General features: G+C 25.9%; 18 protein-coding genes. 16 read left to right on the top strand and 2 right to left on the bottom strand.

All coding sequences use genetic code 11. From position 1 onward, the window contains the following. Nucleotides 1-22: 22 nt before the first annotated feature. The gene (locus tag AC4FQV_RS04615) at nt 23-190 is read left to right on the top strand and encodes a hypothetical protein (protein ID WP_491138486.1); all 168 of its coding nucleotides are present in this window, start codon (nt 23-25) and stop codon (nt 188-190) included. Between the two features lie 37 nt (nt 191-227). Here the strand turns inward: AC4FQV_RS04615 and AC4FQV_RS04620 are convergent, their stop codons facing one another. Continuing rightward, complete coding sequence (locus AC4FQV_RS04620; RefSeq protein WP_491138485.1) at nt 228-1,700, bottom strand: nicotinate phosphoribosyltransferase; 1,473 nt, start codon at nt 1,698-1,700, stop codon at nt 228-230. A 185-nt stretch (nt 1,701-1,885) separates the two neighbouring features. On the opposite strand from AC4FQV_RS04620, the gene AC4FQV_RS04625 reads away from it, so the two are divergent. The 12 genes from AC4FQV_RS04625 (at nt 1,886) to AC4FQV_RS04680 (ending at nt 21,940) form a co-directional block, all read left to right on the top strand. Then, nucleotides 1,886-3,874: an ATP-dependent helicase gene (locus AC4FQV_RS04625; RefSeq protein ID WP_491164690.1), complete on the top strand. Its 1,989-nt coding sequence runs from the start codon at nt 1,886-1,888 to the stop codon at nt 3,872-3,874. Nucleotides 3,875-4,051: 177 nt separating this feature from the next. Further along, nucleotides 4,052-5,248, top strand: coding sequence for a M20 metallopeptidase family protein (locus tag AC4FQV_RS04630; RefSeq protein WP_491164692.1), 1,197 nt, complete (start codon nt 4,052-4,054; stop codon nt 5,246-5,248). A gap of 61 nt (nt 5,249-5,309) precedes the next feature. Then, nucleotides 5,310-6,284 (top strand): RluA family pseudouridine synthase, encoded by a 975-nt coding sequence (locus AC4FQV_RS04635; protein WP_491138480.1) that lies wholly within the window; start codon nt 5,310-5,312, stop codon nt 6,282-6,284. Nucleotides 6,285-6,305: 21 nt separating this feature from the next. Then, nucleotides 6,306-7,922 carry a putative polysaccharide biosynthesis protein gene (locus AC4FQV_RS04640; RefSeq protein WP_491164694.1) on the top strand — a complete coding sequence of 539 codons (1,617 nt, stop codon included), beginning with the start codon at nt 6,306-6,308 and terminating at the stop codon, nt 7,920-7,922. Nucleotides 7,923-8,172: 250 nt separating this feature from the next. Then, nucleotides 8,173-9,285, top strand: coding sequence for a phosphotransferase enzyme family protein (locus tag AC4FQV_RS04645; protein ID WP_491164696.1), 1,113 nt, complete (start codon nt 8,173-8,175; stop codon nt 9,283-9,285). A gap of 15 nt (nt 9,286-9,300) precedes the next feature. After that, nucleotides 9,301-10,680 (top strand): MATE family efflux transporter, encoded by a 1,380-nt coding sequence (locus AC4FQV_RS04650; protein ID WP_491164698.1) that lies wholly within the window; start codon nt 9,301-9,303, stop codon nt 10,678-10,680. A gap of 119 nt (nt 10,681-10,799) precedes the next feature. Continuing rightward, the gene (locus tag AC4FQV_RS04655) at nt 10,800-13,163 is read left to right on the top strand and encodes a helicase C-terminal domain-containing protein (RefSeq protein WP_491164700.1); all 2,364 of its coding nucleotides are present in this window, start codon (nt 10,800-10,802) and stop codon (nt 13,161-13,163) included. A 125-nt stretch (nt 13,164-13,288) separates the two neighbouring features. Continuing rightward, entirely contained in the window at nt 13,289-15,259 is a 1,971-nt protein-coding gene (locus AC4FQV_RS04660) for a YgiQ family radical SAM protein (protein ID WP_491164703.1), read from the top strand. 265 nt (nt 15,260-15,524) lie between these two features. Then, nucleotides 15,525-18,455 (top strand): acyl-CoA dehydratase activase, encoded by a 2,931-nt coding sequence (locus AC4FQV_RS04665; protein WP_491164706.1) that lies wholly within the window; start codon nt 15,525-15,527, stop codon nt 18,453-18,455. An 8-nt stretch (nt 18,456-18,463) separates the two neighbouring features. Further along, the gene (locus tag AC4FQV_RS04670; RefSeq protein WP_491164709.1) at nt 18,464-19,723 is read left to right on the top strand and encodes a 2-hydroxyglutaryl-CoA dehydratase; all 1,260 of its coding nucleotides are present in this window, start codon (nt 18,464-18,466) and stop codon (nt 19,721-19,723) included. A gap of 125 nt (nt 19,724-19,848) precedes the next feature. Next, nucleotides 19,849-20,526 carry a response regulator transcription factor gene (locus AC4FQV_RS04675; protein ID WP_491138468.1) on the top strand — a complete coding sequence of 226 codons (678 nt, stop codon included), beginning with the start codon at nt 19,849-19,851 and terminating at the stop codon, nt 20,524-20,526. A gap of 130 nt (nt 20,527-20,656) precedes the next feature. Continuing rightward, the gene (locus tag AC4FQV_RS04680) at nt 20,657-21,940 is read left to right on the top strand and encodes a HAMP domain-containing sensor histidine kinase (protein ID WP_491164711.1); all 1,284 of its coding nucleotides are present in this window, start codon (nt 20,657-20,659) and stop codon (nt 21,938-21,940) included. Between the two features lie 31 nt (nt 21,941-21,971). Here AC4FQV_RS04680 and AC4FQV_RS04685 read toward each other — a convergent pair whose 3' ends face one another. Next, nucleotides 21,972-22,550: a metal-binding protein gene (locus AC4FQV_RS04685; RefSeq protein WP_491164713.1), complete on the bottom strand. Its 579-nt coding sequence runs from the start codon at nt 22,548-22,550 to the stop codon at nt 21,972-21,974. 297 nt (nt 22,551-22,847) lie between these two features. Here AC4FQV_RS04685 and yjeM point away from each other — a divergent pair, with 297 nt between their 5' ends. The 3 genes from yjeM to AC4FQV_RS04700 all read left to right on the top strand — a co-directional run bounded on the left by yjeM (nt 22,848) and on the right by AC4FQV_RS04700 (nt 25,706). After that, nucleotides 22,848-24,353 carry a glutamate/gamma-aminobutyrate family transporter YjeM gene (gene yjeM, locus AC4FQV_RS04690; RefSeq protein WP_491164715.1) on the top strand — a complete coding sequence of 502 codons (1,506 nt, stop codon included), beginning with the start codon at nt 22,848-22,850 and terminating at the stop codon, nt 24,351-24,353. A 115-nt stretch (nt 24,354-24,468) separates the two neighbouring features. Further along, the gene (locus tag AC4FQV_RS04695) at nt 24,469-24,882 is read left to right on the top strand and encodes a hypothetical protein (protein WP_491138462.1); all 414 of its coding nucleotides are present in this window, start codon (nt 24,469-24,471) and stop codon (nt 24,880-24,882) included. A gap of 53 nt (nt 24,883-24,935) precedes the next feature. Further along, nucleotides 24,936-25,706, top strand: a complete 771-nt coding sequence (locus tag AC4FQV_RS04700; RefSeq protein ID WP_491138461.1) for a putative ABC transporter permease — start codon at nt 24,936-24,938, stop codon at nt 25,704-25,706. The last annotated feature ends 34 nt before the right edge of the window (nt 25,707-25,740 follow it).

A 25,740-nucleotide genomic window follows, 5' to 3' on the forward strand; every position in this document is an offset into this window, starting at 1 on the left:
TAGAGGGGATTGAGATTATAAGATGGCATATTGTCCATTCTGGTCAAATGAAAGTGAGAAAATAAAGTGTCAAAAAGATTGTCCTATGAATGAAAGGATAACTGGTGAAGAATGTGTCTTTTTATTATATTTAGATAAGAACTTTTTGATAGAAGAAAAAGGTAAAAATAATAATTTAGTATTGGTTTAAAAATAAAGGAGCTTTAAAATTAAAGCTCCTTTATTTTTTATTTGTATATACTAGAATATTTATGAAGTAGATTATGTTTTAAATTCCATAAGCCATTTGATAAATCAACATAATAAGTATGAGGATTTTCAAATCTTAAAACTTCAGGCCAAAGTTTTTCACATTCTTTTTTTGCATAGTCTCTAATTTCCATTACTGTAGGATTTTTATAGCATATTTTACCTTTATCAAATATTTTAACAAGAAGGTCTTTAACATAATAATTAGTTAAAGTTTTTCTTTTCCAAACATGTATAGGGTCAAATATTTCTAAAGGCTTAGTAATATCTAATTCTTCATCATTTAAAAGAATTAAATCAGCTAAAGCTGTATGAGTATTTTTGTCAAAAATTCTTACTATTTTCTTAAAGCCAGGATTTGTTATTTTTTCTTCGTTTTCACTTATTTTTATTCTAGGAATTATATTTCCTTCATCATCTTCCACAGCAACTAATTTATAAACACCGCCAAAGACTGGTTCTGACCTTGCAGTTATAAGTCTTTCTCCAACTCCAAAGGCATCAATATAAGCACCTTGACTTAAAACATCTCTTATTATATATTCATCTAAAGAATTTGAAACTATTATTTTACAATCTTCGTAACCTGCTTCATCTAACATTTCTCTACATTTTTTAGATAAATAAGTTATATCTCCACTATCTATTCTAATTCCTTGAGGCCTTTTTCCTAAAGGTTTTAATACCTCGTCAAAAACTTTAATAGCATTAGGAACACCAGATTTTAATACATTATAAGTGTCTATTAGTAAAGTACAGTTATCAGGATAGGCAACTGCCCAGGCTTTAAAGGCTTCATATTCATCGCCAAAAAGTTGAATCCAACTATGAGCCATAGTTCCAATTGCAGGAATATCAAACATCTGGTCTGCTATTGTACAAGCTGTTGAATGACATCCACCTATGGCAGCAGCTCTAGCACCATAAATTGCTCCATCATAGCCTTGAGCTCTTCTAGAACCAAATTCCATTACAGTTTTGTCCTTAGCAGCTCTACATATTCTATTTGCTTTAGTAGCTATAAGCGTTTGGTGATTTATAGTTAAAAGTATCATAGTTTCTATAAATTGAGCTTGTATTACAGGCCCTTTAACTATTACTAAAGGCTCATTTGGAAATACTGGATTTCCTTCTGGAATTGCCCAAACATCACAGGTAAATTTGAAATTTATTAAAAAATCTAAAAATTCATTGCAAAATAAATTCTTTGACTTTAAATAAGCTATATCATCTTCTGAAAAGTTTAGATTTGATAAGTATTCAATAAGCTGTTCAACACCAGCCATTATACAATAGCCACCACCATCTGGAACCCTTCTAAAATACATATCAAAATAGGCAATTTTATTTTCTATACCATTTTTAAAATATCCATTTGCCATAGTAAGTTCATAGAAATCAACTAGCATTGTAAGATTTCTAGGATTTTTTACATCAAACTTATAATCCATATAAAATTTATCTCCTTTTCATAAGTTGTCAATAACTATTGTAACCAGTACTTAGAATTATTACAATATATATGTTATTAAATATTATGTTTTACTATAGGATTTTTAGTCAAGAATTAAAATAAATTTTAATATAAAAATTTATTTTAATTCTTGACTAAAGGTAAGAGCATGGGAGAGATTAAATGAATAATTTAGATAAATATCAAAAAAAAGCAATTGAAGCAAAAAGTGAAAAGACTCTTATAATAGCGCCTCCAGGAGCTGGTAAGACAACGGTAATATTAAATAGAGTAAAATATCTTTTAGACTATAAAAATGTTAAAGGGATAAATGTTATAGTAATTACTTTTACAAAGTCTGCAGCAGAAAATATGAAAAGTAGATTTAAAGAAATGCATAAAGAAGGAGCTATTCCTTTCTTTGGAACTTTTCATGGATTATTTTATAAAATTTTACTTAGAAATAAGGAAGATATAAAAATCATAGATAATAGAGAAGCTTATAATCTTATACGAAAGGTTTTAAGCTCTTATATGGAGGAGGTAAGTGATGAAAAAATAAAAGAAGTTTTAAACAATATCTCTAGGAAAAAGGTATCTTCTAAAGAGTTAAATTTATCTATAACAGAAAATATATTTAATAATTGTTATAAGGCTTATGAAGTATTTAAAAATGAGAGAGGACTTTTAGATTTTGATGATTTACAAATAAAAGCAGTAAAGCTTTTGAAAAATAATCCCAATATATTAGGATATTATAAAAATTTAATAAGATATATTTTAGTAGATGAATTTCAAGATTGTGATGAAATTCAGTTAGAGTTTTTAAAGCTTATAGATAATAATATTTTTTGTGTTGGAGATGAAGATCAAAGTATATATTCTTTTAGGGGAGCTACTCCTAAGTGTATGATAAAATTTAATGAGTATTTTAAAGCAGGAGAAAGTATATACTTAAAATATAATTATAGAAGTTTAAAAAATATTGTAGAACTATCTAAAGAGGTTATAAAAAATAATAGAGATAGATATAAAAAAGAAATATTATCCTTTAATGAGAATGAAGGTATTTTAGAGTTTAAAAGACCCTTTAATGAAGCAGAAGAAGCAAATTTAATTGCTTTAAAAATAGAAGAAAGTAAAAATTTTGGAGATAAATACTGTGATAGTGCTATTTTATATAGAACTAATATGGAAAGCAGAAGTTTTATTGAGGCTTTTATAAGAAAAAAAATACCTTTTAAACTTTTAGATAAAGAATATAATTTTTTTAATCACTTTATATGTAAAGATTTAATTTCATATTTAAGACTTTCTATATACCCTTATAGTAAAGAGGATTTTAATAAAATAATAAATAAACCTTTTAGATATTTTTCAAAAAGTGCTATTTATAAGGTTATGAATTCTAAGGTTAAAGAAAATGTTTTTGATATATTAATTAACTCTGAAGATATACATCCTTTTCAAATAAGAAAAATTGAAGAGTTAAAAAATGATATAGCCTACTTAAATAAAATTTCTCTAAATAGTGCTATTGATTTTATATTAAGTGATTTAGAATATAGTCAGTATATAAGAGAGTATTCAAATAAATTCAATCAAAATCAAGAGGAATTATTAGAGATTGTAGAAGAATTTAAAAGTTCTGCTACAGAATTTAAATCCATAGTTAGTTTTCTTTCTCATATAGAAAATGTACAAGAAAATTTAGAAAAAATAAATTCTAAAGGGAATATTGATTCTGTTATATTAAGTACTATTCATGGAGTTAAAGGAATGCAATTTAAAAATGTTCATATTGTAAATATAGTAGATGAAGTAATTCCACATAAAAATAGTATGGATAATTTAGAAGAGGAGAGAAGACTTCTTTATGTAGGAATAACAAGGGCTATAAATAATTTATACCTTTATTCTCCAAAAACTTTAAGAGGCAAATTTAAAGATAAATCTATTTTCTTAAATAATATAGAAATTAAGGATGAAGTAAAAAATTATGGTTTTTTAAAGGGAGATATTATAAGGCATAATTATTTTGGAGTGGGAGAAATTATTGAAATAAATAAGGATAATTTAGTTATTGAATTTCTTAAAGGAGATAAGAAAAATTTTTCTTTAAGAACTTTAATTGAAAATAATCTAATAGATAAAATAATATTAAATAATTAAAATAAAAAGCATAATAAAGTTATTTTATTATGCTTTTTATTTAGTAATAATACTCTTATATAATATACTCGTAAATGATGATAAAATACAATTGAAGAAAAAAAGAGAGTAATATATAATCAAAAATATATAAAATATAATATAATAAAAATTATACAAAAAAGAAGGTGTTAAAAAATGAATATAAATTTCAAAAAAGAAGCAGAAGAAATTAAAGATTTACTTATTGAATTAAGAAGAGATTTTCATGAAAATCCAGAATTAGGCTTTGAAGAATGGAGAACTTCAGGAATAATAAAGGAATTTTTAAAAAATGAAAATATTGAATATATAGAAACTGCTAAAACAGGAGTATGTGGAATAATAAAAGGAACCTTAAAAGATGATACTAAAAAAAATAGATGTATAGCCTTAAGAGCAGATATTGATGGACTTCCAATGGAAGATAAAAAAACATGCTCATATTCATCAAAAGTTAAGGGAAGAATGCATGCTTGTGGACATGATGCACATACTACTATACTTTTAGGTGCAGCAAAATTACTTGGAAAACATAGAGATAAATTTAGTGGAACTATTAAGTTACTTTTTGAACCAGCAGAGGAAACTACAGGGGGAGCTCCCATAATGATAAAAGAAGGAGTTTTAGAAAATCCTAAAGTAGATAAAATAATAGGACTTCATGTTGAAGAAACTTTAGAGGCAGGAAAAATAATGATAAAAAAAGGTGTTGTTAATGCAGCCTCTAATCCTTTTACAATAAAGGTAAAAGGAAGGGGAGGACATGGTGCTTATCCACATATGGCTATAGACCCTATAGTTATGGCTTCTCAAGTTGTTTTAGGATTACAAAGCATAGTAAGTAGAGAAATTAAACCAGTTAATCCAGCAGTTGTTACAGTAGGAAGTATAAACGGAGGAACTGCTCAAAATATAATACCAGATGAGGTAGTATTAAAAGGTGTTATAAGAACAATGACTTTAGAAGATAGAGCTTATGCTAAGGAAAGATTAAGAGAAATATCCACATCTATTTGTAAAGCTATGAGAGGAGACTGTGAAGTGGATATAGAAGAAAGTTATCCTTGTCTTTATAATAATAGTGATGTTGTAGATTTAGTAATTAAATCAGCAAAGGAAATTATAGGAGAAGATAATGTAAAAGAACAAGAAGCTCCAAAACTTGGTGTTGAAAGTTTTGCTTATTTTGCTCTTGAAAGAGATTCAGCCTTTTACTTTTTAGGTGCTAGAAATGAAGAAAAAAATATTATTTATTCAGCACACAACAGTAGATTTGATATAGATGAGAATTTATTACCAATTGGTGTTTCAATTCAATGTAAAGCAGCATTAAATTATTTGACAATGGAGTAAATTAATATTAATCTATAAAAAGTAATTATAAAAAATGATTTAAATTTAGGAGTGAAGCAATTTGAAAATAGAGATAGGCACAAATGAAGCAGGACAGAGGTTAGATAAGTTCTTAAGAAAATATTTAAAGGACGTACCTTTAAGTGCAATATTTAAAGCACTTAGAAAAGGGGATATAAGAGTAAATGGTAAAAAACAAAAAGAAAAATATTCTCTTTTAGAAGGAGATGTTATAGAGATTAAATATCTTCAAAGTGTTGTAACTAAAGAGAAAAAGAAGCCTAATTTCCAAATGGTTGATTCAGGTTCTCTTCAAGTAGTTTATGAAGATGAAAATATGCTTTTAGTTGAAAAATGGCCAGGAGTATTAGTTCATTCAGATAAGAAAAATGGAGCACCTACTTTAACTGATTATGTATTATCATATTTATTTAGAAAAGGAGATTATGTTCCAGAGAATGAATTAACTTTTACTCCTGCATCTTGTAATAGATTAGATAGAAATACATCAGGAATAGTATTCTTTGGCAAAAATTTTGAAGGATTAAAAGCACTTAACGAAATGATAAGAGATAGAAAAGTAAAAAAATATTATTGTGCTTTAGTAAAGGGAAAAATAAATCCAGGAAAATATGAAGCTTATATATCAAAAGATGATGAGCTAAATAAATCAACAGTATATGATACTGAAAGACCTGATACTAAAAAAATAAAAATGGATGTTAAAGTTATACAAACAAATGGAGCCTTTTCCTTATTAGAAATAGAGCTTATAACAGGAAGAAGTCATCAATTAAGGGCTCATTTAGCTCATTTAGGAAATCCTATTGTTGGAGATTTTAAATATGGTGATAATAAAATGAACTCCTTTTTTGAAAACAAGTTTGGATTAACATACCAATTCCTTTATGCATATAAAGTTACATTTAAAGAGGTGCCTGAAAAGTTTAGTTATTTAAAAAATAAAACAATAGCTCAAAGCTTACCTCCAATGTTTAAGAAAATAAAGAAAGATGTATTTAAATTTAGAATTTAGTTTTTAAGATAGGAGATTTATATGAAGGAGCAGTCTATAACTAAAGGCTTTGCAATATTATCTATTGCAAGCATAGTTGCTAAATTATTATCTTTAATTTACGTACCTTTTCTTACAAGAATTGTAGGAGATGTAGGTATGGGTATATATGGTAAGACCTATGATATCTTTGTTTTTGTATATGCTTTAACAAATGTAGGACTGCAAACTGCCATATCAAAATATGTTTCAGAATTAGATGCAGTAGGAAATTATAAAGATGCTTTAAGAGCATTTAAAATATCTAGATCTTTTCTACTTATAGTTGGAACAATATTTACTGTAGTTTTAATGCTTAGTGCTAATTTTATAGCAACAGTTAGTGAAACACCACAGATGGTTTATCCAATTATTTTTCTAGCACCAACTATTATGATTACAACTGTATTAGTTACATATAAGGGATACTTCCAAGGAAGGTCTCAAGCAACACCAATAGCTATAGCTACTGTAATTGAGCAATTTGTAAATGTATTTTTAAGCTTATTATGTGCATATTTCTTAATAAAGCAAAGTACCTCTTTAGGGGTTGCTGGTGGAACTATAGGTTCTTCAGCTGGTGCTTTAATGGCTGTATTATATTTAATATACATATATAACATTTATGGTGTTGAGAAGGAGGCTAGAAAAAAGCAAGACCCAGATGCTAAAAGAATTACTGGTAAGCAAATAGCAAGAACTTTATTTAAATATGGTCTTCCTATAACCTTAAGTACAGGACTTCAAAACTTAGGAAATATCATAGATATGTTAACTGTAAGTAATAGACTTGTTGATGCAGCAAACTTTTCTCAAAGTGATGCAAATGCCCTATATGGATATTTTTCAACAAGATATAAAATCTTACTAAATGTTCCTATGGTTTTCATAACTTCTTTAGGTTACATGGCTTTACCAGCAATATCTAGAGCCTATGCCTTAAAAGATAGAAAAGAAATTAAAAATAAAATTAATTTCTCTTTAAGAGTTACTTATCTTTTATCTATACCAGCAGCTTTTGGTTTAGCCTTGTTAAGTGAAAATATATATAAATATATTTTTGCAGATTCTAATGGATACTTAATGATGGTAATTGGTGCTGCTATGATACCATTAACAGCTATAGTACTTATGCAAAATGTTATACTGCAAAGTGTAAGTCAGTTTTATTATGTATTATTTACTTTAGCACTTAGCATAGTTGTTAAATTTACCTTGAATATGACTTTAGTTGGAAATCCAAAGATAAATATTTATGGAGCTGTAATTTCGGGAATGGTAGCTTTCATAATTTCTTTAGTGCTTAATCACTTTAGAATGAAGAAAACTTTAAAGATGAAAATATCAATGTTAAAATATGCTCTTAAACCTTTATTAGCTTCAGTATATATGGGAATAGGCATACTTATTAGCAAATATGTAATAACTTTATTTATAGATTTAAATAAACTTAACTTATTACTTGGTATATTAGTTTTACTTGTAATTATAGCTATAGGAGGCTTTATGTATCTTCATGCTATTATAGTTTTAGGAGGAATTAATAAAAGTGATATAGAAGAAATTTCCCCTAAACTTTTGAAAATTATGCCAAGATTTTTAAGAAAAAATATAAAATAAAAAAAGGACATCTATTATATTAGATGTCCTTTTTTATTTTAAAATAATATATAAGCTTTAACAATTACTTAAATTTTTATGAAGTTACAGAAATGTAAAGGAAAATTTAGTAAAATTAATTTATATATTAAATACTTTTAAACTAAGGAAAATTATTAATAAAAGAACTTTATAAGGAGGATAATTTAATCAAGCTAAAAAATTATTTGGGAAAGGTTTATGAAAATAACTTTTGGGAGGAACTAAATAAATGAATAAGGTTTATGACTTAGAAGCTATAGCTAGAAATTTTAATTTAACAGGGGAACTTAAGGAATGTGAAAATAATCTTTGTGGACATATAAATGACACCTTTATATTAAATTGTGAAGATTATAATAAAGAAAATAAAAAATATGTTTTACAAAGAATTAATTCTAATATTTTTGAAAAGCCTGAAGAAGTTATGGAGAATATTTATAATATAACTTCTCACTTAAAGGACAAAATAATAAAAGAAAATGGAAATCCCTTAAGGGAAACATTAAATATAGTTAAAACAAAGGATAACAAAAATTTTTATAAAGATGAAAAAGGAAATTACTTTAGGGTTTTTGATTTTATAGATGGAGCTAGTACTTATCAATTAGTAGAAAAGCCTGAACATTTGTATACAGCAGGAAAAGCTTTAGGTAAATTTCAAAAACAATTATCAGATTTTGATGCCTCTAAACTTTATGAAACTATTGTTGATTTTCATAATACAGAAAAAAGATTTGAAGCTTTTTTAGAAGCTCTTAAAAAGGATGAGGTAGGAAGAGCTAAGGATATTAAAGATGAAATAAAGTTTATTTTAGATAGAGAAGATGAAACTAGAATTTTAGTAAATATGATAAAAGAAGGAAAATTGCCTATAAGAGTAACTCATAATGATACTAAATTTAACAATATTATGATAGATGATGAAACAGAAGAAGGAATTGCTCTTATTGATTTAGATACAGTTATGCCAGGTTTATCCTTATATGATTTTGGAGACTCTATACGTTCAGGAGCTACAAAGGCTTTAGAAGATGAAAAGGATTTATCAAAGGTTAATTTTGATTTAGAGCTTTATGAAAATTTCACAAAAGGATTTTTAGAAAATGCTAAGGACTTTTTAACTAAGGAAGAAATTGAATATTTACCTTTTTCAGCTAAGCTTATTACCTTTGAATGTGGTATGAGATTTTTAACGGATTATTTAATGGGAGATGTTTATTTTAAAACACAAATAGATAATCATAATTTAGACAGAGCTAGAAATCAATTTAAACTTGTTTCAGACATGGAAAAGGAAGTGGATAATATGAAAAAAATTGTTTATTCTTGCATTGAAAAGTAATAGGAGAAAAGGGGCATGAAAAATAAAAGTACAGATTTGGGAAATGATAGTGTTTGGAAATTACTTTTTAAGTTAGGTATGCCAGCTATAATAGCTCAATTAGTAAATGTTTTATATAACATAGTAGATAGAATTTTTATAGGAAGATTAGATTCTGGAGAAATAGCAATTGCAGGAATTGGGGTAGCTTTTCCAATTATAATGATTATTTCAGCTTTTAGTGGATTAGTTGGTATGGGTGGTGCGCCTTTAGCGGCTATAAAAATGGGACAAGATAAAAAAGAGGAAGCTGAAGAAATAATGTCAAATAGTTTCTCTTCTCTTATAATTTTATCTTTAATATTAACTATATTCTTTTTTATATTTAAAGAGCCTATTTTATGGGCTTTTGGAGCTAGTAATGCTACAATAGGCTATGCTTTAGAATATTTAAGTATATACTTAATAGGAACAATATTTGTTCAAATAGCCTTAGGAATGAATTCATTTATAAATACACAAGGTTTTGCTAAGGTTGGTATGATAACAGTTATGGTTGGGGCAGTAATCAATATTTTATTAGACCCTATTTTAATATTTGGCTTTAATATGGGAGTTAAAGGTGCTGCTTTAGCTACAATAATTGCTCAAGGTGCTTCTGCTATATGGGTTTTATGCTTTTTATTTGGAAAGAAAAGTACTCTTAAAATAAGAAAAGAATTTTTAAAGCCTAAATTAAAAATAATTTTACCTATAGTTGCACTTGGAGTATCTCCATTTATAATGCAATCTACTGAAAGTTTAGTAATAATAAGTATGAATAATAACTTATTAAAATATGGTGGAGATTTAGCTGTTGGTGCTATGACAATTATGAGTAGTATAATGCAAATAATTTTACTTCCTCTAATGGGATTATCTCAAGGAGCACAGCCTATTATGAGCTATAATTATGGTGCTAATAAAATAGATAGGGTTAAAAAGACTTTTAAATTACTTTTAATAATATCTATGGTATTTACCTCAACTATGTGGCTTTTATTAATGTTTACTCCAGAGATGTTTGTAAGAATTTTTAATAAAGATGCTAACTTAATAAATATAACTTCTTGGAGTATTAGAATATACTTTGCAGGAGTAATTCTTTTTGGGGCGCAAGTGTCTTGTCAACAAACTTTTTTATCCTTAGGGAAAGCAAAAATTTCTTTATTTTTAGCACTACTTAGAAAAATTGTTCTTTTAATACCTTTTATTTATTTACTTCCAATATTCTTTGAGAACAAACTTAAAGGAGTTTTAATGGCAGAGCCCTTTGCAGATATAATAGCTGCTTTATCAACAATAGTATGTTTTACTATTTTTTATAGAAAATTTTTATCAAATAAAGAAGAACAGTCTTTATCAAAAAGTTTATAAAATAAAAAAATACAAAGAGTTAACTCTTTGTATTTTTTTATTTTAATTAAATGTTATATTATATAAATTTTATGTGATAAAGTTTATATATGAATATAATTTATGAAAAAGGTGATTTAATGGCAAAAAAACTTATACGAATTTCTGTAAGAAAATTAGTTGAGTTTGTTTTAAGAAAAGGAAACATAGATAGTAGTATTAAAGCCTCTTCAAGAGCCTTAGAGGGAATAAAAGCACATAAAAAAATTCAAAGTGCCTATTCTAAGGAAGATATGTCAGAGGTTAATTTAAAAGAAGATATAGAGTTTGATAATTTTATTTTAAGAATAGAGGGTAGAGCAGATGGAATCTTAAAAAAAGATAATAAAATAATAATAGATGAAATAAAAACAACCATGAAAAATGTTATGGATATAGATTATGATTATAACGAATTGCACTGGGCACAGGCTAAGGTATATGCATATATTTATAGCAAAAACAAAGGGTTAGATTATATAGAGGTACAGTTAACTTATTATAACATTGAAGACTTTACAATGAAATTTTTAAGAAAAGATTTTGAATTTATCACTTTAGAAGAATTTTTCTATAATTTAATAAAAGAATATAAGGACTTAATAATTTTAAATGAAAATTGGATAAATATTAGAAATACTTCAATAGAAAATCTTTCATTTCCCTTTAATTCATATAGAAAAGGACAAAGAGAATTAGCAATTAGAGTTTACAAAGCTATAGTAGAAAATAAAAAGTGTTTTGCACAAGCACCTACAGGAATAGGCAAAACAATTTCTACTTTATTTCCATCTTTAAAGGCTTTAGGTTTAAATAAAACAAGTAAAATTTACTATATAACTGCTAAAACAACCACAAGAGAAATTTCTAGTAATACTTTAAAGATTATGAGAAAAAAAGGATTAAAAATAAGAAGTCTAATCCTAAAGGCTAAAGAAAAATCTTGTAAAATGGAAGAAAAAAACTGTGTTCCTGATTATTGCCCTTATGCTAAGGGATATTTTGATAGGATTAATATAGCTTTAAAAGAAGCCTTAGAAAGTGAAGAAGATTATAATATAAATTATATAAATAAGTTATGTGATAAATATACTTTATGCCCTTTTGAATTTTCTCTTGATATAAGTGAATTTTGTGATGTAGTTATATGTGATTATAATTATATCTTTGACCCTAAAGCTTCATTAAAAGAAATTCTAGATAATAAAACTAAAGATTTCACCCTTTTAATAGATGAAGGGCATAATCTTTTAGATAGGGGAAGAAATATGTATTCTTCTAATCTATCAAGAGAAGATTTTTTAAAAATAAAAAGAGAGTTTAAGAAAAAAGATAAGAGTATTTATAATTCCTTAGAAAAAATCAATAAGTTTTTCTTAGAAAAGAAAAAGATTTTAGAAGGATTAGAAACTAATACTCTTATAGAAAAAGAAGAACCTTATAAATTATATGGAATTTTAAGAGATTTTTTAGATAAGGCAGATGTTTATGAAGATAAATCTAAAGAAGAAAATATAACTTTAACAGAATTATATTTTAAGGTTTATGATTTTTTAAATATTTCTAAATATTATAAAGAGGATTTTTCTACTTTATATAAACTACAAAGAAAAAATTTGACCCTAGAAATATACTGCTTAGACCCTTCTAGAATATTAAAATCTATAATAGAAAGGTTTAAATCTACTATAATTTTTTCAGCTACTTTAATGCCAATAGAATATTTTAAAGAAGCTTATGGTGCTTTAGAAGAAGATTATTTTATAAATTTGCCTTCTCCCTTTAATTATAAAAATAAGCTAACTTTACTTGGGAAAGAAGTATCTACAGTTTATAAAGATAGAAAAAAAACTATACCTAAAATTATTAATTATATATTAAATTGTGCTAGTGCAAAAAAGGGAAATTATCTTGTATTTTTTCCTTCATATGAATATATGAATATGGTTTATGAAGAAATAAGAAAAAGAAAGCTTAATTTTACTATTTCTATTCAAGATAATAATATGACTGAAGAGGATAAAAATAATTTTTTAGCTTTATTTAAAGAGGAAAATAAAGAAAAAAATAAAACCCATATTGGTTTTGCTGTTTTAGGAGGACATTTTTCAGAAGGAATAGATTTAACTTTAGATAAGTTAATTGGAGTTATAGTAATTGGAGTTGGTATGCCTAAAATATCCTTAGAAAGAGAAAGTATAAAAGACTATTATAATTCAATAGGTAAAAATGGTTTTGATTATGCTTATGTTTATCCTGGAATAACTAAAGTTCTTCAAGCTGCTGGAAGATGTATAAGAACTGAAAAGGATAAAGGTATTATCCTTTTATTAGATAAAAGATATTTTTCAAAAAAATATATAGAACTACTTCCTAAAGACTGGTTTTTTAATATGATAGATACAGAGGAGAATAAAGTAGAAGAGGTATGTAAAAGGTTTTGGGAGGAAAATTTTATTAAATAATAAATAGTATTAATAAGGTTTACTAAAAATTATTTTGATACATATAACTTTTAATGTTATAATCATATGAAGATTTATTTAGAGTAATTTTAAATAAGCTTAAGAAGAGACAAGTAGGTGAAGAAATGAGCGAAAATAAATTTTTGCCAATTTGCAAAGAAGATATGATAGAAAGAGGATGGGAACAATGTGATTTTGTACTGGTTACAGCAGATGCATACATTGACCATCATAGTTTTGGTACAGCTATTATATCTAGAGTTTTAGAAGATGCTGGATATAAGGTTGGTATAATAGCTCAACCAGATTGGAAAAGTGTTGATGACTTTAAAAAGTTAGGTAAACCAAGATTAGGTTTTTTAGTTAATGGTGGTAACATGGACCCTATGGTAAACCACTATACAGTAAGTAAAAGGTTAAGAAATAAAGATTTATATACTCCTAAAGGGGAAATGGGTAAAAGACCAGATAGAGCCACAATAGTTTATTGTAACAAAATAAGAGAAGCCTATAAAGATGTTAACATAGTAATTGGTGGAATAGAGGCAAGTTTAAGACGATTTGCACACTATGATTATTGGGATAACAAGGTTAGAAAATCAATTTTAGTTGATAGTGGTGCAGACCTTTTAGTATATGGAATGAGTGAAAAACAGATTGTAGAGGTTGCAGATTATTTAAATCAAGGGTTTGATGGAAAATACATAAGACATATACCAGGAACATGTTACATAGCTGATAGTTTAGATGAAATATATGAAGAACATATAGTTTTACCTACCTTTAAGGAAGTTTCTAGTGATAAGAGAACTTATGCAGAGTGTTTTAAAATTCAGTATGAGGAACAAGACCCTGTAAGAGGAAGAACTTTAGTTCAAGAACATAATGGAAAATATGTTGTTATAAATAAGCCAGAAATGCCTCTTTCAAGAGAGGAGTTAGATAAGGTTTATGCGTTGCCATATCAAAAGACATATCATCCTATTTACGAAAAAGATGGTGGTATAGCTGCTATTGAAGAAGTTAAATTTAGCTTAGTAAGTTCAAGAGGATGTTCTGGAAACTGTTCTTTCTGTGCTATAACTTTCCATCAAGGAAGAATTGTAACTAGTAGAAGTGAAGATTCTATAGTAGAAGAAGCTAAAGAAATAACAAAATATGATGACTTTAAGGGTTATATACATGACATTGGAGGACCTACAGCTAACTTTAGAAAACCAGCTTGTAAAAAGCAGTTAACTTTAGGTGCATGTAAACATAAGAGATGTATGTCTCCTGGCATCTGTAAGAATATGGAGGTAGACCATAAAGAATATCTTCATTTATTAAGAAGAGTTAGAAAATTGCCAGGTATAAAAAAGGTATTTATACGTTCAGGTTTAAGATATGATTATATAATGGCTGATAAGGATGATACATTTTTTAAAGAGTTAGTAGAATATCATGTAAGTGGACAGTTAAAGGTTGCACCAGAACATGTATCTCCAAATGTTTTAAAATACATGGGAAAACCAGCTGGAAAAACTTATGATGAGTTTAGAAGAAAATTCTTTAAAATAACTGAGAGATTAGGCAAAAAACAATTTATAATTCCTTATTTAATGTCAAGTCATCCAGGATGTAAATTAGAAGATGCTATCATGCTTGCTGAATATTTAAGAGATATAAACTATCAACCAGAGCAGGTACAAGATTTTTACCCAACACCAGGAACCTTATCAACAACAATGTTTTATACTGGTTTAGACCCTTTAACAATGGAAGAAGTTTATATACCAAAGAGTAAAGAAGAAAAAGCTATGCAAAGGGCTTTATTACAATTTAAAAATCCTAAAAACTATAACATAGTATATGATGCCTTAGTTAAAGCAGGAAGAGAAGATTTAATAGGTAATGGACCAAAATGTTTAATTAAGGATAAAAATAGTTTTAGATTTAATAATAAAACTAGAAAAAGTAAAAATGAAGGGCATAGCAAAAGAGAATCAGAAGAAAAGAGAAAAAGTTCTCATAGCAAAAAACAAAGAGGAAATAAATCAAAAAGCTTTACTTCAAAAAAGAACCAAAGAATTTCAAAGGGTAATAAAAGAAGATAAATAAAAAAATGCTAGTTAATTTTAACTAGCATTTTTTTATTTATTTTAAAACTTTTATTTGCTTTATTATTATATTAAATAAATTTTCAAATAAATTAAAAAATTCGTTATTATGAAAACTTTTAATTAGATGATATAATTAAATAATTATGATATAGTTAATAAAGAGTTAAGGACTGTTAAGGATTTTCTCTAAAAAAAATTAAACATATTTAATTTTTTTACTTAACATACATGAATTATCAATAAAGAGGTGACATTAACTTTGTATTATAAAATAGGAATTGATGCAGGGTCTACAACCTTAAAATGTATAGTCTTAAATGAAGAGGATAATATTATCTATTCAAACTATGAAAGACATTATTCTAAGGTAAGAGAGAAACTAATTGAAGAGTTTGAAAATATAAGAGGGTTAATAGAAAATAAAAAATTTAAAATAGCCATAACAGGTTCTGCTGGATATGGTATTTCAAAGGAATTTAACATTCCCTTTGTTCAAGAAGTCTTTGCTTCAACTTTAGCTATAAAAAAATATTATAATGATGTAGATGTAGCTATAGAACTTGGTGGAGAAGATGCTAAAATAATTTTTTTAACTGGTGGCTTTGAAGAAAGAATGAATTCAAGTTGTGCAGGTGGAACAGGAGCTTTCATAGATCAAATGGCCCATCTTATGGGGCTTACTGTAGATGAAATGGACAAGTTAAGTCTTAAAAATGAAAATATATATGAAATTGCTTCAAGATGCGGTGTTTTTGCAAAAACTGATATACAACCACTTTTAAATCAAGGTGCTAGAAAAGAAGATATTTCAGCTAGTGTTTTTCAATCAGTTGTAAATCAAACTATAGGAGGTTTAGCACAAGGGAGAAATATTGAAGGTAAAATAATGTTTTTAGGAGGGCCTTTATTTTTTTGCAAGGGTCTTAGAGAGAGATTTAAAAAAACCTTAAATTTAAAAAATGAAGAAATAGTATCTCCTAAAAATGCACAGGTTTTTGTAGCTCTTGGAAGTGCTATTTATTCAAAGGAAGAAAATAAGCTTTATGAATATAATACTTTATTAAAGAGATTTAAAGAAAATAAAAGTAATATAACTACATTAAAATTAATAGAACCCTTATTTAATTCTAAAGAAGAATATGAGGAATTTAAAGAAAGACATAGTAAAAATAAAGTTAAAATAAAGGATATAAATGATTATACTGGAGAAGGATACATAGGAATTGATGCAGGAAGTACTACTACTAAAGTTGTTTTAATAGATAAAAATGACAATATTTTATATGAATATTACGGCTCTAATAAAGGAAATCCTGTGGAAATTGTAAAGAAAGAATTAAAGAATATCTATAAGTTATGTAAAAATAAAATAAAAATTTTAGGAAGTGCTGTTACTGGATATGGAGAGGAGTTAATTAAAAATGCCTTTTCAATAGATTTCGGCATAGTAGAGACAGTAGCTCATTATATAGCAGCAAGTCATTTTAATCCAAAGGTAGATTTTATTTTAGATATAGGTGGGCAAGATATAAAGTGCTTTAAAATTAAAAATGGAATTGTAGCGAATATAATGTTAAATGAAGCCTGTTCTTCAGGCTGTGGTTCTTTTATAGAAAGTTTTGCAAATCAAATGGGCTATGATGTAGAAAGTTTTTCAAAGCTTGGTTTATTTTCAAAACATGGAGCAGATTTAGGCTCTAGATGTACTGTTTTTATGAATTCTTCAGTAAAGGAAGCTCAAAAAGAAGGTGCTACAGTTAATGATTTATCAGCAGGTCTTTCTGTAAGTGTTGTTAAAAATGCACTTTATAAAGTTATAAGGGCTAAAAGTTTAGAGGAACTTGGTAAAAATATAATTGTTCAAGGAGGAACAATGTATAATGATGCCATACTTAGAGCTTTTGAAAAGGAACTTTCTATAGAAGTTATAAGACCTAACATATCAGGGCTTATGGGAGCTTATGGATGTGCTCTTTATGCAAAAAGAAAAAAATTAAAAGAAAGTAAGATAATAAAAGAAGAAAACTTAGAGAACTTTATACATAACTCTAAAATTATAAAGTGTGGTTTATGTACAAATAGATGCAATTTAACTATAAATACTTTTAATGATTCAAAAAAATATATTTCAGGTAATAGATGTGAAAAACCAACAGGGAAAAAAGTTTCTGAAAATATACCAAATATGTATGAATATAAATATAGAAAATTAAGAGGATATGAATTTTTTGAAGAAGGAAGAAAAGAAACTATAGGAATTCCTATGGTGCTTAATATGTATGAGAATCTTCCAATTTGGGCTACATTTTTTAAAGAATTAGGTTTTAATGTTATTTTATCTGATGAGTCAAACAAAAAAATATATCTAAAAGGACAACATACAATTCCTTCAGATACTGTCTGTTATCCTGCTAAATTAGCTCATGGACATATAGAAAATTTATTAAGTAAAAATATAAGAAATATATTTTATCCATGTATGAGTTATAATTTTGATGAAGGCTTATCAGACAATTGTTTTAATTGTCCTGTAGTTGCTTATTATCCTGAACTTTTAAAAACAAATATAAAAGAATTAAAAAATATAAATTTTATAATGAACTATTTAAGTTTAAATAACAAAAAACTATTATATAAAGAACTTTATAAAATTTTAAAAGAAAAGTTTACATATATAAGAAAAAGAGATGTTAAAAAAGCTTTAGAAAAAGCTTTTTTAGAATATGAAAATTACACTAAAGATTTAAAGGAAAAGGGAGAAGAATTTATAAAATATGCTAAAGATAAAAATAAAAATATTATAGTCTTAGCAGGAAGACCTTATCATATAGACCCTGAAATAAATCATGGAATAGATAGAGCTTTAAGTTCCTTAGATATTGTTGTTTTAAGTGAGGATTCCTTAAACTTTACAAAGGAAAAGCCAGAGGTTAATATATTAAATCAATGGACATATCAAGCAAGATTATATAAAGCAGCTTATTATGTTGCAAATAGCAAAGATAATATTAATCTTATACAACTAGTTTCCTTTGGCTGTGGAACAGATGCTATAACTTCTGATGAAATTAAATGTATTTTAGAAAAAAATAAAAAAATATACACTCAGTTAAAGATAGATGAAACTAATAACTTAGGTGCTGCTAAGATAAGGGTAAGAAGTTTATTAGAAGCTATAATGCAGGAATAGGTGATAAAATGAATATAGAAAATAATGATTTTGCAACATTTACTAAGGAGATGAGAAAAACTCATACTATTTTAGCTCCTACAATGTTACCAATACATTTTAAACTTTTATCTGGAATAATGAAAAGTTATGGATATAATTTAGAATTTTTTGAGGGAGATACTAAAAGTGCCATTGAAGAAGGATTAAAAAGTGTACATAATGACATATGTTACCCTGCCATGATTGTAATTGGACAACTTATAGAAGCTTTAAAAAGCGAAAAGTATGATAAAGATAAAACAGCTTTAATAATTAGTCAAACTGGGGGAGGATGTCGTGCTTCTAATTATATTCATCTTTTAAGAAAAGCCTTAAAGGAAAATGGATTAGAAAATGTCCCTGTAATTTCTTTAAATCTTAGTGGATTAGAGAAACATGAAGGTTTTAAAATGTATCCAAGCTTATTAATAAAATGTATATATGCTCTTTATTATGGAGATTTACTTATGTATTTATATAATCAATGTAAATCCTATGAAATACATAAAAATAAAAGTGATGAAGTACTAGATAAATGGATTAATATATTAAAAAATAAATTTAAAAGCTTAAATTATTTAAATACAAGAAAGCTATATAAAGAAATAATTTTAGATTTTTCAAAGATAGAATTAGAAAAAGTTGAAAAAGTTAAGGTTGGAATAGTAGGAGAAATTTATTTAAAATACTCTCCTTTAGGAAATAATCACTTAGAGGAGTTTTTAAGAGAAGATAATGCAGAAGTTGTTATGTCTGGAGTTACAGACTTTTTTATGTACTGTTTATCTAATTCAGAAATAGATTATAAATTATATGGAATGAAAAAATTCTCTAGCAAATTTTCAAAGGTAGGCTCCTCATACTTAGAATATTTACAAAAAATAATGATAGATTCTATAAAAAAATATTCTAACTTTAGAGCACCAGCTCCCTTTAAAGAATTGAAAGCCTCTGTTAAAAATTATATAGGCAGAGGAGTTAAAATGGGTGAAGGCTGGCTAATGACAGCTGAAATGTTAGAACTTATACATAGTGGAGTAAATAATATAGTTTGTGCACAACCCTTTGGTTGTCTTCCAAATCACATAGTTGGAAAAGGGATGATTAGAGGAATTATGGAAAATCATCCAGAGGCTAATATAGTAGTTGTAGATTATGACCCTTCTTCAACAAAAGTAAATCAAGAAAACAGAATAAAATTAATGTTAGCTAATGCTAAATTAAGCGAATATATATTAAATAATTAAAAAAAGGTCTCCTAAAGGAGGCCTTTTTTTATAAAAACAAAATATTAAAATAAATTATAACACTTTAGAAAATATATAAATTAATATTATAATATATTTAGGAATTTAATTATAAGGAGGAGTTTATGAATATTTTAATAGCAGAGGATGAACAAGATATATTAGAGCTTTTAGAACTTCATTTACTAAAGGAAGGTTATAATGTCTTTAAGGCCTCAAATGGTATGGATGCTTTAGATATTTTAAGAAAAGAAGATATAAATTTAGCTTTATTAGATGTTATGATGGATGGAATAGATGGCTTTAATCTTTTAAAAATTTTAAGACAATGGAGTAAAATACCTGTTATATTTTTAACTGCAAAAATAGAAGAAGAAGATAAGATTTTAGGGCTTAAATTAGGAGCTGATGACTATGTAATAAAACCCTTTAAACCTAATGAATTAATAGCTAGAATAAATTCTAATTTAAGAAGATGTTATAATTATTCTCTTAAAGATTATATTATAAAAATAGGAGATTTAGAGCTTAATAAGGAAGAGTGTAGCGTAAAAAAGCAAGGAAAAGAAATTATACTAAATGCTAAAGAATTTAAAATTTTAGAAATGCTTATGAGTAGTAGGGGGAGAGTTTTTACTAAAAAGCAAATATATGAAAAGGTATGGCAAGAAGAATATTTAGGAGATGATAATACAATTATGGTTCATATAAGTCATTTAAGAGAAAAAATAGAAGAGGACCCTAAAAATCCTTGTAAAATCAAAACTATAAGAGGAATAGGTTATAGGTTTGAAAAAAAGTAATTTAATAATAGGAAATAGATATAAATTATCTAATATATTACTTAGAAATTATCTTAAAGTTTTTTTGCTTATAACTTTAATTACAGGAATTATATTTTTTATTTCTATTTTTATAGGAGCTAACTTTTATTTGAAAGATGAAGAACTAGAAGATAAGATTTTCTCTGGTATAGTTAAGGGCATTGATTATAATAATATTGAAAATGAAAATTACATTTCTGAACATGGTGGATGGATTGAAATTGTAGATAAGGATTTAAAGGTAATAAAAGTTATAGGAGAACCTAAAATAATAAATAAATCTTATTCAAGTGAAGAATTTAGCAAGATTTTATTAAATGAAATGTATGGTGATATTGATGAAGATTATATTTCTTATACTGCTTATAGTAAAGATGGAAGATTCTTTATTTTAACTAGAATACCTAGTGAGAATTTTTCAAAACTCTTTGTTAAAAGTCATAAAATAAGATTTAAAATATTTTTATACATAATGATTTCTATTTATATATTTTTATTTATAATAAGCCTAATACTTTATTCTAAATTAACTTCTAAGACCTTTACAAAGCCTTTAAAAAAGCTTATGGAAGGAGTTAGAAAGCTTTCACAGGGTGATTACTCTATAAGAATTAAAATAGAGAAAAATAATGAATTTGAAGAATTAGGGGAAGCTTTTAATAATATGGCTTCTAAAATAGAAGAGGAAAAAAATCTTAAAGAAAAATCAGAAAAACTAAGAAAAGAATTTGTAAGAAATATAGCTCACGATTTAAAAACACCTTTATCTAGTATAATTGGATATTCTAATATAATAAAAAACAATTTAGATTATGATAAAGAAACTTTATATAAATATATAAGTATAATTGAAAATAATGGGGAAAGAGCCAATGAAATGATAATGGAACTTTTTGAGTTTTATACTCTTCAAAGTTCTGAATTTTTATTAAATAGACAAAAGGAAAATTTAAGTGAATTTTTAAGAAATTTAATAGCTAATTATATATATCTTTTAGAGGAAAAAGACTTTGATTTTGACTTTCAAATAGAAGAAAAGGATATTTATTTTTCCTTTGATAGCAATAGACTTGAAAGAGCCTTAGGAAATTTAATAATAAATAGTGTTAAATATAATGAAAAGGGAACTAAATTTTTAATAAGTTTAAAGGAAGAAAGTTCTAAAATAAAAATAATAATTAGTGATAATGGAATAGGATTAAATGATAATCTTAAAGAAAATATTTTTAATCCTTTTATTAGAGGAGAAAAGTCTAGAAATTCTAAAAAAGGTGGTTCAGGATTAGGATTAACCATAAGCAAGGAAATAGTAGAGAAGCATGGTGGAAAAATTTATTTAGATAATAAACCTTTAAAGGGATGTAATTTTGTTATAGAATTTAATAAATTTTAAAATAAAAAGCTTAGATAAATCTAAGCTTTTTTTATGCAACTTTTCTTGAAGTTTTTCTTTTATATTTAGTCTTATTTCTACCTCTTCTTTTTTTATAGGAAAATTTCTTTTTAAAGTAACTATATACAAGGTCTGTTATAGTATGAAGACCTGAACCTAAAAAAAGTGCTAAAAATATATTAAAAAACAGTATTTTATTTTTTATAACAAAATTAAAAGATAATTTTATCATCTCTAAGGTTGAAATATTTACTATAGAAAAAGAGTATAAAAGAGAAAAAATAATTATAGGAATAATTAAAACATAAAGTATTCTTATAATAGGACCTAAGATAAAACCATGAGTAAATATACTTCTATGTTCAAAAATCTTTTGATATGGAATCCAAATAAATTTTAAGTACCCCCACCTTTTAAACTCTCTACTTTTAATATCTAAGTCTCCAGAGAACATATATCCGCCAAACATATATACAGATACTCCAAGTATTGTAAAGGCAAGACTGCTACCTAAGTCATCTAAAAAAATCATATTTAAAAATAAAAATAAAGAAGCAATAAAAGGGGCCATAATAACTGTAATTTTGTCATGTGTTTTTCCTGCTGCCAAAACTATCACCCCACTATAATATATTTATAATAATAATATAACATATTTTGTGTTAACATCACATAATTTATTCTATTATAATAATAAAACTTTTATTTTGTATTTTTTTATCAAATTATAATATGAATTGTTTAATAAAAAAACTGTTAATTTCATAACAATATTATAATTAAGATATATATTTAACTTTATTTTAATAAAAAGTTTTCAAATAATTCAAAAAATATTTTAGAAGTTTAAATTTTATGATAACATAGTATATTGTAAAAAGAAAACTTTATAACTAAGGAGGAAAATATGAGCAAAGAAAATAAAAGTAAATTATCTTTAACAGCGCTTATATTAATGATTTTCACATCAGTATATGGTTTTGCTAATATGCCAAAGGCCTTTTATCTAATGGGCTATAGCTCTATTTTGTGGTATATATTATCAGCCATAACTTTTTCTATTCCCTATGCTTTCATGATGGCAGAGTATGGAGCAGCTTTTAGAAAGGAAAGAGGAGGAATTTATTCATGGATGGCTAAATCTGTTGGCCCTAAATATGCCTTTATAGTAACATTTATGTGGTATTCTTCTAATTTAATATGGTTAGTTAGTAACTCCTCATCTATATGGATTCCTTTTTCTAACCTTTTATATGGAAAAGATACTACAGGTTCTTGGTCATTATTTGGATTAAGTGTACCTCATACAATGGCTTTATTAGGAATAATTCTTATAATAGTTATTACATATGCTTCTTCTAAAGGGCTAAAAAGTATAACTAAGGTAACCTCTATAGGAGGAACTGTAGTTGCTTTATCTAATATAGTTCTTATATTAGGTGCTATTATTGTTTTTATAAGTAATGATTTTAAACCTGCACAAGCTATAAACAAAGCTTCTTTTATAAGTTCTCCAAATCTTTCTTATTCATCGCCTTTAGGAATATTGGGATTTTTAGTTTTTGCAATTTTTGCCTATGGTGGTTTAGAGGCAGTAAGTGGATTAGTTGATGAAACTAAAAATGCTAAAAAAACCTTTCCAAAAGGTCTTATGATAGCTTCTATAATAATAGCTTTAGGTTATGCTATAGGAATTTTATGTATTGGATTATTTACAAATTGGACTGAAGTATTATCAGGAGAAAATGTTAATTTAGCTAATGTAGCTTATATAGTTATCCAAAACTTAGGAGTAAAATTAGGTGGAGTTTTTGGAATGTCTTTAGAAAATTCTATTTTATTAGGCTCTTGGTTTGCAAGATATATAGGACTTTCAATGTTACTTGCCTTAATTGGTGCTTTCTTTACAATAAGCTATGCTCCAATAAAACAATTAATAGAAGGAACTCCTAAAGAAATATGGCCTAAAAAATGGACAGTATTAAATAAAAATAATATGCCTGTTAACGCTATGTGGGTTCAATGTATTGTTGTTGTAATTTTCATATTGTTAGCTTCCTTTGGAGGAGAATCTGCAAATAAATTTTTTAGTTATTTAATACTTATGGGAAATGTAGCTATGACTATACCTTATATGTTTTTATCTGGAGCATTTCCAGCTTTTAAAAAGAAGGATTACATAGAAAAACCTTTTACAATGTATAAAAGTTACAAATCATCTTTAGTATGGTCAGTAATAGTAACCTTTACTATAGGCTTTGCAAACTTATTTACTATTATAAAGCCAGTTATTCAAGATAAAGATTATAAGGCTATGGCCTTTCAAATAACTGGACCTATAGTCTTTGTAATAATAGCTTTTATTCTTTATAGAAATTATGAGAAAAAAATAAAAAATAATAAAGTTAATTAAATTATAAGAAGCAGTTTTTAATTTTAGAAACTGCTTCTTAATTTTCTTATTATAGATTATTATTGAACTTATGTAGTATAATTATTTTAAAACAATAAAATGGAGAGTGTAGCATATGAAGAAAAAAAATTTAATTATTTTAGGGATCATATTAGTAGTTTTAATAGGTGCCGGGCTTTACTTTTTTAATAATAAGTCTACATATAAGGTTGTTATTAACAACAAAACCGATAAGGAAATTAGTGGGTTGCAAATAAGTTGCGGAAGTAATAGCAAAAATATAGAGGTTCCTGATATAGGTCCATCTTCTAGTAAAGAGGTTAGAGTTAAGTCAGAGGAAAATGGTTCTTTAGTTATGTATTATACAGATTATTTAGGAGATTCTCATAAAGAACTTTTAGCTGGATATTATCAAAAAGGGGCTAGTGGTAAAATAGTTGTAAATATAACTTCAATAAATGACCTTGGTATATATAGTATGGAGATAGCTTCTCCTGAAGCTGAAGAAGTTTTAGAGAATAATAATTAACAAAGGAAAAGGGGGGTGAGATAAAAGAAGATAAATCTTCTTTTATAAAATTTATGATAAAAATTATATACAGTATATTGTATATAATAGTATATAGCTTTTTAGGATGGTGTTGTGAAGTTATATATTGTTATATAATAGATAACAAGTTCACAAATAGAGGATTTTTAAATGGTCCTTTATGTCCTGTATATGGCTTTGGTGCTTTTTTTATATTATTATTTTTAAATAGGTATAAAAGTAATATAATATTAGTTTTTATTTTAGGAATAATAATAACTTCGCTTTTAGAGTATATAACTTCATTTTTATTAGAAGAAATATTTCATACTAAATGGTGGGATTATTCAAGGTATAAATTTAATATTCATGGTAGAGTATGCTTATTAAACTCTACCTTATTTGGTATATTATCTGTTATTCTTGTAGAGTTTATAAATCCAATTGTTGTTAATCTCATAAGTAAGCTACCTAAAATATTAGTTATTTCTCTTACCGTTATTTTTAGTATATCAATAATTATTGATTTTATAATAACTGTAAAAACCCTATTTAATTTAAATAAAAAATTAAATATCTTAGAAGATTTATCTAAAGATTTTGAAGGTCTTGGTATTTCCTTTGCTTATAAAGGAGAAAGAGACTTAGAAAGTATTATATCTAAATTTAAAGAAGAACCTTATGTTAAAGAAGAAATGTTAAATAAGGCTAAATATTTAAGAAAGAATAATTTTATACAAAGAAGAATATTAAAAGCTTTCCCTAATATGAGACATAAAAAATATAATGAATTATTACAAAAAATTAGAAAAGAAGAAAATTAAAAAAAAGACCATAATGAACTGATTATAATAAAGT

The organism is Clostridium sp. TJA038, from assembly GCF_058310255.1.

Bases quoted from the DNA above. Each gene is read 5' to 3' on its own strand.
- AC4FQV_RS04620 (WP_491138485.1), bottom strand. From the start codon at position 1,700: ATGGATTATAAGTTTGATGTAAAAAATCCTAGAAATCTTACAATGCTA.
- AC4FQV_RS04625 (WP_491164690.1), top strand. From the start codon at position 1,886: ATGAATAATTTAGATAAATATCAAAAAAAAGCAATTGAAGCAAAAAGT.
- AC4FQV_RS04670 (WP_491164709.1), top strand. From the start codon at position 18,464: ATGAATATAGAAAATAATGATTTTGCAACATTTACTAAGGAGATGAGA.
- AC4FQV_RS04695 (WP_491138462.1), top strand. From the start codon at position 24,469: ATGAAGAAAAAAAATTTAATTATTTTAGGGATCATATTAGTAGTTTTA.
- AC4FQV_RS04630 (WP_491164692.1), top strand. From the start codon at position 4,052: ATGAATATAAATTTCAAAAAAGAAGCAGAAGAAATTAAAGATTTACTT.
- AC4FQV_RS04655 (WP_491164700.1), top strand. From the start codon at position 10,800: ATGGCAAAAAAACTTATACGAATTTCTGTAAGAAAATTAGTTGAGTTT.
- AC4FQV_RS04675 (WP_491138468.1), top strand. From the start codon at position 19,849: ATGAATATTTTAATAGCAGAGGATGAACAAGATATATTAGAGCTTTTA.
- AC4FQV_RS04645 (WP_491164696.1), top strand. From the start codon at position 8,173: ATGAATAAGGTTTATGACTTAGAAGCTATAGCTAGAAATTTTAATTTA.
- AC4FQV_RS04615 (WP_491138486.1), top strand. From the start codon at position 23: ATGGCATATTGTCCATTCTGGTCAAATGAAAGTGAGAAAATAAAGTGT.
- yjeM (WP_491164715.1), top strand. From the start codon at position 22,848: ATGAGCAAAGAAAATAAAAGTAAATTATCTTTAACAGCGCTTATATTA.
- AC4FQV_RS04660 (WP_491164703.1), top strand. From the start codon at position 13,289: ATGAGCGAAAATAAATTTTTGCCAATTTGCAAAGAAGATATGATAGAA.
- AC4FQV_RS04640 (WP_491164694.1), top strand. From the start codon at position 6,306: ATGAAGGAGCAGTCTATAACTAAAGGCTTTGCAATATTATCTATTGCA.
- AC4FQV_RS04650 (WP_491164698.1), top strand. From the start codon at position 9,301: ATGAAAAATAAAAGTACAGATTTGGGAAATGATAGTGTTTGGAAATTA.
- AC4FQV_RS04700 (WP_491138461.1), top strand. From the start codon at position 24,936: ATGATAAAAATTATATACAGTATATTGTATATAATAGTATATAGCTTT.